The organism is Corticimicrobacter populi, assembly GCF_003123725.1.
GTDB lineage: Bacteria > Pseudomonadota > Gammaproteobacteria > Burkholderiales > Burkholderiaceae_B > Corticimicrobacter > Corticimicrobacter populi.
This window is the reverse complement of the sequence record NZ_QETA01000002.1, coordinates 1-14,819: the sequence shown is the minus strand read 5'-3', so window position 1 is coordinate 14,819 and position 14,819 is coordinate 1. Positions and strand designations below refer to the sequence as shown.

12 protein-coding genes are annotated in these 14,819 nt (G+C 59.7%); 10 read left to right on the top strand and 2 right to left on the bottom strand.

The window, feature by feature from the left end:
- Nucleotides 1-119 precede the first annotated feature (119 nt).
- The 8 genes from DD235_RS05330 to DD235_RS05290 all read left to right on the top strand — a co-directional run bounded on the left by DD235_RS05330 (nucleotide 120) and on the right by DD235_RS05290 (nucleotide 10,914).
- On the top strand, nucleotides 120-854 hold the full coding sequence (locus tag DD235_RS05330; RefSeq protein WP_109061477.1) for a response regulator: 735 nt from the start codon (nucleotides 120-122) through the stop codon (nucleotides 852-854).
- Entirely contained in the window at nucleotides 855-2,300 is a 1,446-nt protein-coding gene (locus tag DD235_RS05325) for an ATP-binding protein (RefSeq protein ID WP_109061047.1), read from the top strand.
- Between the two features lie 82 nt (nucleotides 2,301-2,382).
- Nucleotides 2,383-3,552: an acetyltransferase domain-containing protein gene (locus tag DD235_RS05320; protein ID WP_109061046.1), complete on the top strand. Its 1,170-nt coding sequence runs from the start codon at nucleotides 2,383-2,385 to the stop codon at nucleotides 3,550-3,552.
- Between the two features lie 88 nt (nucleotides 3,553-3,640).
- Nucleotides 3,641-4,162 carry a sigma-70 family RNA polymerase sigma factor gene (locus DD235_RS05315; protein ID WP_109061045.1) on the top strand — a complete coding sequence of 174 codons (522 nt, stop codon included), beginning with the start codon at nucleotides 3,641-3,643 and terminating at the stop codon, nucleotides 4,160-4,162.
- A gap of 19 nt (nucleotides 4,163-4,181) precedes the next feature.
- Nucleotides 4,182-5,132: a FecR domain-containing protein gene (locus DD235_RS05310; protein WP_239990049.1), complete on the top strand. Its 951-nt coding sequence runs from the start codon at nucleotides 4,182-4,184 to the stop codon at nucleotides 5,130-5,132.
- Nucleotides 5,133-5,296: 164 nt separating this feature from the next.
- Nucleotides 5,297-8,173: a TonB-dependent siderophore receptor gene (locus DD235_RS16990; RefSeq protein ID WP_239990048.1), complete on the top strand. Its 2,877-nt coding sequence runs from the start codon at nucleotides 5,297-5,299 to the stop codon at nucleotides 8,171-8,173.
- 179 nt (nucleotides 8,174-8,352) lie between these two features.
- Nucleotides 8,353-9,228, top strand: a complete 876-nt coding sequence (locus DD235_RS05295; protein ID WP_109061043.1) for a factor H binding protein domain-containing protein — start codon at nucleotides 8,353-8,355, stop codon at nucleotides 9,226-9,228.
- 165 nt (nucleotides 9,229-9,393) lie between these two features.
- Nucleotides 9,394-10,914 (top strand): surface lipoprotein assembly modifier, encoded by a 1,521-nt coding sequence (locus DD235_RS05290; protein ID WP_239990047.1) that lies wholly within the window; start codon nucleotides 9,394-9,396, stop codon nucleotides 10,912-10,914.
- 9 nt (nucleotides 10,915-10,923) lie between these two features.
- Here the strand turns inward: DD235_RS05290 and DD235_RS05285 are convergent, their stop codons facing one another.
- Nucleotides 10,924-12,729, bottom strand: coding sequence for an ABCB family ABC transporter ATP-binding protein/permease (locus DD235_RS05285; protein WP_109061042.1), 1,806 nt, complete (start codon nucleotides 12,727-12,729; stop codon nucleotides 10,924-10,926).
- A 101-nt stretch (nucleotides 12,730-12,830) separates the two neighbouring features.
- Between DD235_RS05285 and DD235_RS05280 the strand changes: the two genes are divergently transcribed.
- Entirely contained in the window at nucleotides 12,831-13,274 is a 444-nt protein-coding gene (locus tag DD235_RS05280) for an SUKH-3 domain-containing protein (protein ID WP_109061041.1), read from the top strand.
- A 56-nt stretch (nucleotides 13,275-13,330) separates the two neighbouring features.
- Here the strand turns inward: DD235_RS05280 and DD235_RS05275 are convergent, their stop codons facing one another.
- Nucleotides 13,331-14,302 (bottom strand): ABC transporter substrate-binding protein, encoded by a 972-nt coding sequence (locus tag DD235_RS05275; RefSeq protein ID WP_239990077.1) that lies wholly within the window; start codon nucleotides 14,300-14,302, stop codon nucleotides 13,331-13,333.
- A 282-nt stretch (nucleotides 14,303-14,584) separates the two neighbouring features.
- Between DD235_RS05275 and DD235_RS05270 the strand changes: the two genes are divergently transcribed.
- On the top strand, nucleotides 14,585-14,819 hold a 235-nt coding region (locus DD235_RS05270; RefSeq protein WP_146193433.1), incomplete at its 3' end, for a transposase.

Sequence of the window (14,819 nt, the reverse complement as noted above, 5' to 3'; positions counted from 1 at the left end):
TAGAAACGCACATCGACGGCAATATGTTGCAGACACACTGGAATGTATTGATTTATTTTGAGATTTCGCACAGACCGCGCAGCCATTACACAATGCTGCCGGGACAGTACACTTGGCACATGCAACCAAAACACATCCTGGTCGTCGACGACGATCCAGAAATCCGCCAGCTGCTTTCCGCCTATCTTGGCCAGTCCGGCTATCGTGTCAGCACGGCACGAGATGGGCAGTCCATGTGGGCGCTGCTGGGCCAGGACACCATCGATCTGATCATCCTTGACCTCATGATGCCGGCCGACGATGGGCTTGATTTGTGCCGACAACTGCAAAGCCGCTACCCGGCACCAGTCATCATGCTGACGGCACGCAATGCAGCAGTCGATCGTATCGTCGGCCTCGAAATCGGTGCCGACGACTATGTCACCAAGCCCTTCGACCCGCGCGAACTGCTGGCCCGTACCAAGGCCGTACTGCGCCGCGCCGGAGAACGGCCCCAAGCCGGCGCGCCCTCGGTCAGCGCGGGTAGCGAACCGGAATACCTGGCTTTCGCCGGCTGGAAACTCGACATGCGGGCACGCCAGCTGGAATCACCAGAGCAGTTGATCATCAGCCTGCCCAATTCCGACTTTCATGTGCTGCGTTCATTGCTGCTGCAACCCAACCGGCCCTTGAGCCGCGATTATCTGGTCCGCCAGGCTTTCGGCAGGCCGCTCAACAACGGCGACCGAGCCATCGATGTCTGCATCAGCCGGCTGCGCCAGCACCTGGAGCACGACTCGCGCCATCCGGTCCTGCTGCGCACGATCCGCAACGAGGGCTACATGATCCATCTCGACCGCACCGGCAAGGCCTGAATGCGGCACCTGCTGCACAAACTCTGGCCAGACACACTCTCCGGGCAATTGCTGCTGGCGCTGATCAGCGGCCTGCTGGCGGCTCAGGCACTGACCAGCACCATCTGGCACGATGTTCGCGCCCATCGCGCATTGGAGATTCCGACTCGAGTGCTGGCCACGCGTCTGGCCGACCTGATCGGCCTGCTCGATACTGCCGCCTGCTCCCCAACCCTGGTCCGCCAGTTACAGTCGCACGGCTTCAGCTTTTCGCTGACGGACACGCCATCACCTGCCCCCAGAGAACCGCCCTCAAGACTGACGCAGGACATGCGCAGCCTGCTCGAACATCTGCTGGCCGACCGCCTTGATCCACCACCCGTCATCCAGACCTTCACGCTCGACCTCGTCCCTTCACAGGATGCACCGCCTGTCGTCGAGCCCGCCTGGCTGGGCTGGCTGCTGCAGCCCCCACCACTGCCGGACAGCCAGTTCACAGTCGAGCTGGAACTGTCACCGACACGCTGGCTGCGCGTCGAGGCCCGGGAAGAGCAGGGCTGGCGCATCACCGAACCCTGGCAGGTGTTCCTGGACTATTTCGTCCGTATCTACCTGCTGCGCATCCTGTTGCTGATCATTGTCGTCCTGTGGGCTGTGCGCCTGGTCACCCGCCCCATCCTGCGCCTGGCCCGCGCCGCACAGGCACTGGAACAGGACCTCGGCAGCCCCCCCATGCCCGTCGAGGGCCCCGTCGAAGTCCGCCATGCGGCCACCGCATTCAATTCGATGCAGCGCCGGCTGGCAACGCAACTGGAAGAACGCACACGGTTTCTGGCAGCGGTATCGCACGATCTGCGCTCGCCTGTGACCCGCCTGATGCTGCGCACGGAGATGCTGCCCGACTCCAGCCTCAAGGAACGCTTTCGCAGCGATCTGGAGCACATGGAATCCATGATCGCCGCCACACTCGATTTCATGAAAAGCGGTGATCCCGGCGAACAGCGACAACGTATCGATCTCAACTCGATGCTGGAGAGCCTGCGCCAGGATGCCGCAGACCTCGGCCACGATATCCTGCTGCACGGCCAGACCCGGCGCACGCTACGCGGCTACCCGCGCAGCCTCAAGCGTTGCCTGGAAAACCTGCTCGACAACGCGCTGCGCTATGGACACCACGCCACGCTGAACATCCATGACGAAGCGAACCAGATCGTGATCGTGATCCGGGATGATGGCCCAGGCATTCCTGCCGATCATCTGGCACGCATTACGGAACCGTTCTACCGGGTCGAATCGTCCCGCAACAGCACGACCGGCGGCTATGGGCTGGGCCTGAGCATCGCCCGCGCCGTCATCGACACGCATGCAGGCACGCTGTCGTTCATCTCGCCCCCGGAAGGCGGGCTGGAAGTGCGGGTCACGCTGCCTGTCACGCTGGACACAGCCGGGCAGGCCGACAGGCTCTGAACAGACGGAGGGTATCGGGCAGGCACCGGTATTGCAGAATCATTCGCTACAATCAAAATGTTATTAAATAACACTTTGATTCATGCCCAGCCTGTCCTCTGTCCCTGCCCGGCCATCTGGCCGCATCCCCGCCATTGATATCCTGCGTGGTCTGGTCATCGTTCTGATGCTGCTCGACCATGTGCGCGAAACCTTTTTCCTGCATCATCAGGTCAACGACCCGATGGATATTGCACAGACGCCACCCGATTTGTTCTACAGCCGCCTGCTGGCACACCTGTGCGCACCCGTATTCATTTTCCTGACCGGACTGTCTGCCTGGCTGTACGCCGACCGGCAGGGCAGCATGCGTGCAGCCTCCGGATTTCTCTTCAAGCGCGGCCTGCTGCTGGTGGCACTGGAAGTCACCGTCATCAACTTTGCCTGGACATTTATATTCCCGCCCACTGTGATCTATCTGCAGGTCATTTGGGCCATCGGCTGCAGCATGCTCGCCCTCGCGGCCCTCGTCTGGCTGCCACGCCCGTTGCTGACCACTCTGGGCCTGATACTGGTATTCGGTCACAACCTGCTCGATGGGCTCCACTTCGGCCCGGGCACGTTCATGCACTCTCCCTGGGCCATTCTGCACGATCGGGGCTGGCTTGAATTCGGGGATGCGCTGCGGCTGCGCACCTCATATCCGCTCCTGCCCTGGATCGGCGTGATCGCACTGGGCTTTGCTGCTGGCCCCTGGTTCGGCCGCACCACGCTACCTGCCAATCGACAGTCTCGCCTGCTGTACTGTGGCCTTGGCGCGCTATTGTTGTTCGTGCTGCTGCGGCAGTCCAACGCCTATGGCCAGGCCCAGCCCTGGCAGACAGGCGACACGCTGGCACAAGGACTGATGAGCTTCGTCAACATCACCAAATATCCACCTTCGCTGCTGTTCCTGCTGCTGACACTGGGACTGGGGCTACTGTTGCTGCGCGCACTGGAGCGGCATCCGGGCCACCGCTGGCAGGCAGTCCTGCAGACATTTGGTGGCGCGCCGATGTTCTTCTACATCCTGCACCTGTACGTCCTCAAGCTGCTGTACCTGGCAGCAGTCGGACTGTGGGGGCTGAATCAGGGCGAATATTATGGCTTCGAGCGTCTTTGGGCCGTCTGGGTCGTCACATTGGGGCTGGCGGCAGCACTGTATCCCGCCGTGAGATGGTTCGGCCAACTCAAACGCCGCAGACCCGATATCGCCTGGCTGAAGTATTTCTAAGCTCTTGTATACAAAGCAATGGCAAAATCCAGCAATACGCATACAATAAAAGAAACCATTCCCATTCAATATTTTATTTTCAAGGCCAATGAAAAAGCACCTGGCCCAGCCGGCCAGTGAAGTGGACAGCTGGTATAGCGAACATCACGGCTGGCTGCGAAATTGGTTGCGCACCAAAGTCGGCCGCCCCGAGGATGCGGACGATCTGGTTCAGGATACGTTTGTCCGCGTGCTGTGCGCACATACCCAGGCTCGGCTGGCGGCGCTCCCGGTCAGAGAGCCGCGTGCCTATCTGGTGACCGTCGCTGGCCGACTGGTTGCCAATTTCTATCGCCGCCAGGCCATAGAGCGCGCATACCTCGATACGCTGGCCAGCCTGCCACCACAGGCAGTTCCATCGCTTGAAAACCAGGCGTTGATCCGCGAGGCCCTGTACGAACTGGATCGCATGCTGGACGGTCTCGCTCCCCAGGTACGACAGGCATTCATCCTGGCTCAGTTCCAGGGTCTGCCTTATGCCCGCATCGCCGAGCAGCTCGGTGTTTCCCTGCGGACCGTCAAGAACCATATCGCACGCGCCATGGCGCATTGCTGCCTGCTGTCCCTGTGAGCGCCACATGCCGTGCCAGATGCAACCCGCCGAAGCGCAGTCCATTATCGAGGCCGCACACTGGTACGCCTGCCTCGCAGCGGAAGACGCCACCCCCGAGGATCGTAAAAACTGGCAATCGTGGCTTGAAGCCAGCCCGGCGCATCGCAAGGCCTGGGATCGCCTCCAGCAAGTGCAACGTAGATTCGAGCAGGTACCAGGCAGCATTGCCTCTGCCGTACTGTCCAGCCCGTCCCGTCGTCGCTTTGTTCTGCGCAGCCTGCTGCCGCTGGCTGGTGCCGGCCTGCTGGCCACCGGAGCCTATCGTCTCCTGCTGCCCGCCACGCGGGCAGACTGGCGCACAGCCACTGGCGAGCAACGCCGAATCCAATTGGAAGATGGGTCCGAACTCTATCTGAACACGGCTACAGCCGTGCAGCAGGACTTCACTACCACGCACCGGCGACTGGTCCTGCACGCGGGTGAAATCCTGATCCAGACACACACTGACAGCCCGTTCCCGGAGTCGGGCCGCCCTTTCATCATTCGCACTCGGCACGGCGACATTGAGGCCCTGGGCACCCGCTTCACGGTGCGCGTGGATAATACACGCACGCAGGTCCAGGTCCTTCAGCATGCTGTCGCCATCCAGCCCGCGCACAGCACGTCAGCACGCCTGTACCTGCAGGCTGGGCAGGCTGTCACCTTCGATGCCACGGATACCGGCCCCATTCTTGATGCCCCCACCCGTGCCGATGCATGGCTGCAAGGGCGACTTGCCGTCGTGGATGCGCCATTGTCGGAAGTCATCGCAGAACTGTCACGCTACCGCCCCGGCATCCTGGACTGTGCATCCGGGATCGCATCGCTGAAGGTATCCGGCGTTTTCTCCCTGAACGACACCGACGAAGCCCTCGCCGCGCTGGCTGACAGTTTTCCCGTGCAGGTCCGGCGTCGCACGCGGTACTGGGTCACGCTGCTGCCACGGTAAAACCGTGCACGGGCCATCCGGCATGGTCTGCCACATAAAAGAATGCATTTTCATCACATTTGCACTTTCATATCGAGTTGCGTGTCTTTACTGAATCCATGCATGCCATGGCCCAGTACCGACCATTGTGTCGCGTCCGATCATCCGACATCGATTGCACTCCCATGCCTGCCTCCCCCCTTGTCCCGCGCAATTCATTCATCTTCAAGCACACACGGCATGCCACGCTGTTGTGCCTGCTGGCGGCATCCATTGCCCCACGGATTTCATATGCACAAGGCAGCAGTACGCCCGCCATGACCGACCCCGCCGGCACACAGGTCATCGATATCGGTGCCGGCCCACTGCCAACCGTGCTCAACCTGTTCGCCCAGACTGTCGATATCAGCCTGTCCTTCGATGCAGCCTTGCTGGCCGGCCAACACTCGCCTGGCCTGCGGGGGCGCTTCAACGCCACGACTGGTTTCCAGCGCATCCTGCAGGGCAGCGGTTTCGAGGCGATTCCCAGCGGCCCGTCCCGCTGGATGCTGCGTGCCCTGCCCGATACCACTGCAGCCTCAGCAACAGACGACAACATCGCGGCACTGGATACCGTCACCATTGCCGGCGCATACCGTGAAGGTGATGCTCCCAATACCGGCTATACGGTCACCACCACAGCCAGTGCCACCAAACTCGACCTGGCACCCAAGGAAACCCCGCAGAGCATCACCACCTTTACCGCCCAGCAGATACAGGATCAGGGCCTGCTGACACTCAGCGAAGTGCTCGACCAGACACCCGGCATTACCCTGGTGACCGCGGGCGTAGCCGGTGCCGGCAGCCAGCCGATCTACTCCCGGACCTTTCCTGTCACTTCTGTGCAGATGGACGGGGTCATGGCCAGCACCTACATCCTGTCAGGTTCGGCCAGCGGCGACATCGGCATGCAGGACTCCTTCCTGTACGAACGCATCGACGTGATCCGCGGCTCCAACAGCCTGACCGGCGGCGCAGGCGACGCCTCGGCCAGCCTCAATTTCGTGCGCAAGCATCCCTACCTCGACCCATATCTGTCGGCCAGTCTGAAATACGGCAGCTGGAACACCCGCCGGGCCGAAGTGGATTACTCCACGCCGTTGAGCGACAGATTGCGGATACGCCTTGCCGCTGCAGCACAGGAAGGTGATCACTGGGTAGACGGCGTCAGCAGCGACCGCAAGGCCCTGTCGCTGATCGGCGCGCTGGACGTGACCGACAATGACCGGATCAGCCTGGGGGTCACGCATTACGACTTCAAGCTGAACGGGGCCTCACCGCATGGGATCACGCGCTATTCGGAAGTGTATGACTACACCGACGGCTCTGGCCTCCATGCCGAAGAGACCGAAGCCGTCGACCGCAATTTCAACAACGCCACGCCCTGGTCGCGCACCCATCGCAAGTACACCAATCTGTTCGCCTCCTGGGAGCACACCTTCGACAACGACTGGCTGGTGAAGGCCAGCTTCAACTACGCCAACAATAAGGATGACAAACTTTATGGGGAGATCGGGACGACTTACTACGTCCCACGGGCCGACCGGGCATCCTACTCCGCCAGGCGTGACAACCGCGAGAACGAAGTCAAGGCCTTCGACCTGCACCTGAAGGGCAGCTTCGAACTGGCGGGCCGCCAGCAGGATTTCGTCGTCGGGGCGAACTATTACGCCGTGCATCGCAAGCTGCATTGGGGATACGCGAGCGAAGATACAAGCCAACTCGACAGCGGCGTGCTTCAGGTCGGCGCGGGACCGCAGCATCAGAGCCTTTGTTCTGATGCTGCGTTCGCCCAGATCAATGATATCTACTACGACTCAAAAATAGGGATGCTCGATCAGTTAATTGAGTGGTGGTACGAAGACAGGGATATGGGGTGGGATCCAGGGGTCTTTCCATCAGAAGAAAACTTTGCAAAAGAAAGGGACGAGATCATTCAAAAAAGGACCGAGCAATGCACCTATCGCTCCGGGATCTCCATCGAAGAATGGAATAACAATAGTGGCAACAAAGCACCAGCCATCGATACAGATAGTGCCAATATGTTCAACCAACAGATCACCACACACACTCGAACCCGTCAGACAGGGATCTACTTTGCCAGCCATCTGCGTCCCTTTTCCCGCGCACACCTGATCCTGGGGGGACGATGGGCAAAAGATCGCAATGATGACCCTTATTTCACCTGCTCAACAAAAGCATCTCAAACATACGTGGACTACTGCAATGGAAATTATGTCCGCCGCGCCGCCACACAGTACAAACTTGAACCCAAATTCCTGCCCTATGCCGGGCTGATCTATGAAATCACGCCCCAGATCAATGCCTATGCCAGCTATACCACCACCTATGTGCGCGACATCAACTCCAACAACACGACCAATCTCGCCACCGGCGACTGGCTGCCACCCGTACGCTCCATCACCTACGAAGGTGGCCTGAAAGGTGCCTTCTTCGACGATCGGCTGAACGTCGCTGCGTCGTACTTCAAAATGCGGCAAAAGGATTTTCCCTATCAGACCTATGATGCCAATACCTCAGGTACGACAGACAATGGCTGGCGCGTCTATGGCTGGGAATTCAACATCGCCGGTGCCATCACGCCGAACTGGAACATGGCGGCCGGCTTCGTCAAACAAAAGCAGGTCGTGCCCTCGAATCCCGGCGAAATCCTGCTGGGCGCGCGCGACGATTTCACCGCCTCCTACCGCGCCCCCGAAAAATCCTTCAAGCTTTTCACCACATACAGTTTCGACAAGCTGATGCTGGGGCTGGGCTGGCGCTGGCAGAGCAGCACCCAGTCGGCCTGGATACCCACGAACAAGACCCAGGTCGAGCAGGAAATGATGAAGCAGGATGCCTATCAGGTCTTCGACCTGATGGCCCGCTACCAGATCGACAGGAATTTCAGCATGCAGTTGAACGTCAACAACGTGTTCGACAAGGTTTACTACCAGCACGAACGCTCCTATATCTCGGGGGCACCGCGCAACGCGATGCTGACCTTGAACTACCGCATGTAGAAATTTTCGAGAAACTTGCACTTTCACATACTGTCGCGTGTCTTTCAGGATGTCGGCTGCCTGTAACCCCCGCACAAAGCCGACAAATGGGCGAAGCAATCCAGCCGGATTGCCTGCCCAGGACACGGCGTCCACCCCCGGACGCCGATTCGACGTTCCTCTCATCAAGGAGTATTGCAATGCAAACCCGTAAACTCGGCATGCTGGCCGTTGCGCTGCTGGCCGCTGGCTTCAGCAGTGGAGCCTCGGCATGGAATCAGTTGAACCTCAACCAGAACGGTAATGCCGCCAATGCGCCCTATCTGGGCTCGTTCAACTACAACGGCCAGACCTATGGCCCATCCACGGCACAGACGGTCCCCGGGCAGGCCAGCTCGACCATTGCCAACACCTTCGACCTGAACAACCTGCAGGCCTTCAAGCTGTATGGCAAGGATGGGGCCAACGGCCACGGCCACAACGACATCCTGCTGAGTTCGAATGACAATTCGGCTGCTGCCAATGCCCCCGTGGTCTACCGTTTCTACCGCCAGAACTACTCGGCGGCCGTGGTCAATCTCTCGCGCGGCACCGAAGCCCGCCACTTCGTCAAGAGCGTGGTCGGCCAGCAGACAGCAGCAAATACACTGGTCAATGGCACCTATAACTACGCAGGCGTTGCGTTCACCAACTTCCCACGTGGTGATTTCAATTATCAAGTCCGAGTCACTGGCCCTAGTTCGGCTACCGGCCAAGGTACGTTCTCCCTGAACGAAATCAAGATCCCCGCCTCCCAGTCATCGACAGGACAGGATATCTTTTTCAACATCAACAGCGGCAAACTGAACCGTACGGCATTAGCTGTCACCGCCAATGGCCTGGTCTTCAACGGCAACGTCACGGTCACCAATGCGGATGTCAGCAATGCCGCAGCATGGACCGAAATCGGCGGCCCGGCGTCGAATGCAAAATACGACCTGACCCTGTTCGGCCCGCAAGGCGCAGAAATCGCCGGGTCCATCCAGGGCCTGCCGGACCGCATCGGTTCGACTGCAATCATCGGGACGAAGCAGTAGTTGCCGTGCACTTCCAGACTCTTCTTTTTAATGAATAGATATCAATATAAATTGAAATTCCATTCAATTAAATTGAAATAGCCCACGTGCACGCCCCGGGCTGTCGGGGCAGTCATCCTGCCTCGACAGCCGTTCTGTTGAACTCCCATCCCTCTTGGGAAATACATGCCGTCCATCCCCACGCTCCACCGTCTGCTGTCTGCCCTGCTCGCGCCAGGCCTGCTCATCCTGGGCATGCTCGGACCGGCACAGGCCCAGGTCGCCGCGCCCCCACCGCCCCTGCCTGCACCGGTACGACCGCTGGAACCGGAACAGCCGTTCCTGCCACAGCCGCAGACACCTACCCCATCGATCGTGCATCGCCAGCCGGCACAACCAGCACAGCCGCCGGTGGAGCTCACTGACCAGGACCTGGCCGGAGACATCAAGCTGACCGAGCTGATCCTCAACCAGGCCATGCTGCAGGAAGACTGGGATACGTTGCGCCGCATCATGCGCTTCTATCCCTGGATGCGTGGCGTCGATCCTATTCTGCGCGACTACATACAGGGCGCATTGCTGCGTCACGACGGTCGCCTGGCCGACGCCATCGCGCTGTATCGCCAGCTCGTCGAACAGCATCCGGACCTGGACTATGTACGTCTGGAACTGTCCACCATGCTGATGGAGGATCGCCAGTTCGAACGCTCCAATGCCGAACTTGCCTTGCTGCACCAGCGCCAACTGTCAGATCCGGCCGCGCAGCACAGTGTTGAACAGTACCGTCAGGCACTTGCACAACAGCGCCGCTGGAACTTCCGGATCAGCGCAGGTCTTGCCTACAACAACAACGTCAACTCAGCCAATCGCGATCGCATGCTTTACCTGCCTGTCGCTGCAGGCGGCTGGACGTTCTGGGTCCCGTTCGCCAAGGGCAGCGATGCCTTGCCCAAATCCGACTGGGGCCTGAAGTACAGTGGCGGCGCGAACGTCGAGCGCAACATCGGCGGCCATCACTACTACACATTGGGTGCCGACATCGACGGCGTGTCCTACCAGGAAGCGCGCGATTACAGTGATCGTACGTTGACCCTGCGTGGCGGCTACAAATGGCAGAACGCCGATATCTGGTTCTCGGCCACGCCGCAGGTCAGCCAGGCCTGGATGGGGGGCCGCCGCTACAGCCACAACCACGGTATGGCCCTGGAGTATGGCTGGCGTCCCTCGCCCGAGTGGCAACTGATGGGCGCATGGCTATGGCTCAAGCGCAAGTACGACGACCGCGACTATGCAGCCTATGATGGGCACCTGGACATCCTGTCCCTGACCGCAGTGCGCACCCTTTCCCCCAGCCTGCTGGCTTTCGGCAGCCTGGGGCTGCAGCGCGAATCGACCACCGCCCGCGAGTATGCCTACCGTTTTCCGTGGGCGCAGTTGGGCGTGATCAAGACATTCGGCAGCACACTCGGTGCCCGCCTGAGCGCCCGCTATGGCAGGCAGTCGTATGACCAGCCCTATGCCCTGTTCCTTAACCAGGAGCGGCACGACCGCGAACTGAGGCTGGATGCCTCGCTGTGGGCCCCGGGCTTTACGATCGCCGGACTCGAACCGAAGCTGAACATCAGCTATCTCAGGATCACGAGCAACCTGCCCATGTATGCTCGCGATCGCACAGAAGTCAGTCTGATGTTCGAAAAACGCTTTTGAGGCGATCCATCATCCTGCCTGTCCGTCACGCTGCTGCAACCGCCACATCTGCGCATAACGACCATCCTGCACCAGCAATGCCTCGTGCGTACCGCGTTCGACCACGTCGCCGGCATCCATGACCAGGATCTGGTCGGCATTCATCACAGTCGATAACCGATGGGCAATCACCAGCGTGGTACGACCCACGCTGATCTTGTCCAGTTCGGACTGGATGGCGCGTTCAGAATTCGAATCCAGCGCCGAAGTGGCCTCGTCGAAAATCAGGATCGAAGGATTTTTGAGCAGTGCCCGGGCAATGGCCACGCGCTGTTTCTCGCCCCCCGAGAGCTTGAGGCCACGTTCGCCCACCGGGGTATCGTAGCCATCGGGCAGCGAGGCAATGAAGGCATGGATCTGCGCGGCCCGTGCCGCTGCCTCGACTTCTTCTGCCGAAGCGTCGGGACGGCCATACCGGATGTTGTAGAAGATCGTGTCGTTGAACAGCACGGTGTCCTGCGGCACGATGCCGATGGCCTGGCGCAGCGAATGCTGCGTGACTTCGCGGATATCCAGGTCATCGATCAGGATGCGACCAGAATCGATATCGTAGAAACGGTACAGCAGCCGCGCCAGCGTCGACTTGCCCGACCCGGAATGCCCCACCACCGCCAGCGTGCCACCGGCCGGTATCTCGAAATCGATGCCATGCAGGATTTCGCGCCGCTCGTCATAGGAGAAATGCACAGCCTCGAAACGCACGCGAGGGGGCTGCGCCGGCAGGATTTTTGCATCGGGAGCATCGCGCACTTCCTGGCGCTGGTCCAGCAGGCTGAACAGGTTTTCCATGTTGGTCAGGGCCTGCTTGACCTCGCGATACATCATGCCCAGCATGAACAGCGGTGCCGACAGTTGCAGCAGGTAGGCATTGACCAGCACCAGGTCGCCCACCGTCATGCTGCCCTCAACCACGCCCTGTGATGCCAGGGCCATCATGGCCGTCACGCCCACTGCCACGATCAGGCTCTGGCCCAGATTGAGCACAGCCAGCGTATTGATGGCCTTGACCTGGGCATTTTCCAGGCGCAGCAGGTTCTCGTTGTAGCGGCCCACCTCGTGCGCCTCGTTGTTGAAATACTTGACCGTCTCGTAGTTCAGCAACGAATCCACCACGCGTTCGTTGGCGCGGTTGTCGGCCTCGATAGTGGCGCGGTAGTAGCGGGTGCGCCATTCCGTGACCAGGATGGTCCAGGCACCATATACCAGCAAGGTCGCCAACGTGATCGCGGCAAACCACCAGTCATAGGAATACACCAGTACGGCCGTGACCAGCAGCACCTCCAGCAGAACCGGAATGATGGAATAGAGCGTCCAGTCCATCAGGTCGGAAAAAGCCTTGCCGCCCCGCTCCACATCGCGCGCCACGCCACCGGTACGGCGCGTCAAGTGAAACCGCAGGCTCAGGCGGTGCAAGTGCTCGAACACCTGTCGGGTAATCTGGCGCGAAGCGCGTGCCATAACGCGTGCGAACACCACCTGGCGCAGTTCTGAAAACAGGGTATTGCCGACCCGTGCCAGGCCATAGGCCAGCAACAGCCCCAGCGGCAGTGCCAGCAGCGTATGCGGTACGTTCAGGTCATCGACGATCTGCTTGAGTGCCTGCGGCATCAGCAAATTGCACAGCTTGGCCAGCAGAATGCAGCCCAATGCCAGCCCGATACGGGTTTTGTAGGGTTTGAGATAGGGCAGCAGGCCGGCGACGACCGACCAGCCCGAGCGTGCGCCATGGGCACGCTCGACCGGCCGCTCGCCGGTGTGCGAAGGAAGGGAGCTCATGGGTGGGGATGAAAATGTGCCAATCCCCCATCATAATCCATGCTGCCACGTTAGAATTTCCCAACCCTAAACCTGCCCGGCCACGGCCTGCGAGTCACCGCATGAACACCCTCATCGAACAGGCGTCCCGATATGGTGCCGTCACACAGGAAGCGACCGATCTGGCCTCCTGCCTCGCGACCCTCGAAAGCATGGGCTATGCCGTGTCGGATGCCCTGACCCTGTTTCTGCAGGCACACAATGGCATCCACGGGCACCACGCCCCCTACAGGAACCACCCCGGGGTCGCCCGCTGTTTCTACATCGACCCGCAAAAAGCCGTTCGTGAAGTCTACAGGGAACAGGTCGAGCAGTATGAAACGGTCACTGGCTGCCCCCTCGTGCCCGTGGGCGAATGCGACAACGGCCACCTCATACTGATGCATGGCAATGGCGTGCTGTACGGCGTCTTTGATGATCGGGTCTACCGGTATGGCATCACCCTTGCCGAAAGCCTGGACGTCCTGATCCACGGCAAGGACGCCGTGGAACTCCCGACTCAGTGAAATGGCGTTCGGATCAGGGGGAACGTGTTACCTTCGTCTCCCTGCATGGGCAACACTCAACTGCCCTGAGCCGTCAGTTCATCTTCGAAGAAATAATCGCGCCATGATTCCGGCTTGTTCTTGATGGCCCCCACGCGGTGCAGGAATTGCGAAAAATCGAAGGTATTCTGCGGTGCCAGCTTGAATTCCACATCCGAGTTCTTGATGATTTCAGTCAGAAATCCTGGCTCGATTTTTGCGTTGGCCACACGGATGTAGATCTGTGCCGCCTCTTCGGGATTGTTCGTGATGAATTCGGCGGCCTCGGCCAGCGCATTCTGGAATGCGCGATAGGTCTTCGGATTTTCGGCGCGGAATTTCTCGGTCGCGAACAGCACCGTCGGAGAGTTGGGACCACCGACCGCATCGTACGACTTGAGCACGATATGCGCATCTGGGTTGCCGGCCAGCTCCTGCTCCTGAAACGGCGGATTACCAAAATGGCCCGTGATCTCGGTACCGCCGGCGATGATGGCGGCGGCGGCATCCGGGTGTGGCAACGCCACCGTCAGCCGATCCAGACGGTTGTACTGGTCTTCGCCCCAGAGCTTGGCCGCGGCGAGTTGCAAGAAGCGTGACTGCACCGACACACCGACTGCCGGTACGGCAATCCGATCCTTGTCGGTGAAATCCGCAATACTCTTGATGTCCTTGTTGTTGGTCACCAGGTAATACGGGAAATTGCCCAGCGAGGCCACGCCCTTGACATTCTGCTTGCCCTGGGTGCGATCCCAGATGGTCAGCAACGGGCCGATACCGGCACCGGCGATATCCACCGAGCCGGACAACAGCGCATCATTGACAGCCGAGCCGCCCGACAGCCTGACCCAATCCACATCGATGTCCAGCCCCTCTTCCTTGCCGTGCTTTTCGATCAGTTGCTGATCGCGTGCGACGTTGAGCAGGAGATAGACGATACCGAACTGCTCGGCAATCCGCAGCTTGCCCTCCTCGGCCATGGCCTGTCCCATCGTGCCCGCCAGCAGCATGGCACCTGCACCGGCAAAAACGGTCAGGCGGCTCAATATCTTTTTTGCATATGACATGGAATTATCCTTGTTCGATTCAATCTGTCGTGACAGATGATTATCAGCAGCCGGCCTGATCGCACAAAATAAAAACATCGTCTTTGGTTATTCGGAAAGCGCTGATTTTCAATCCGGCCATATATCCGCAAATGGCATATAGGCCTTCGCTTTATAAGCGACGTCTCCCCGAGATTGAGTAGCATCAGGATTTGGAGTTCAATCACCCCATGCAGGAGATTGGACATGAAGAAGCGATTCACAGAAGAACAGATCATTGGTTTCCTAGGGGAAGCCGATGCGGGCTTGCCGGTGAAGGAACTGTGCCGGCAACACGGTTTCTCCGAAGCTAGTTACTACCTCTGGCGCAACAAATTCGGCGGCATGAACGTCTCCGACGCCAAGCGTTTAAAGGATCTGGAAGTCGAGAATGCCAGGCTGAAGAAGTTGTTGGCAGAATCACTGCTGGAGAATGAGGTCA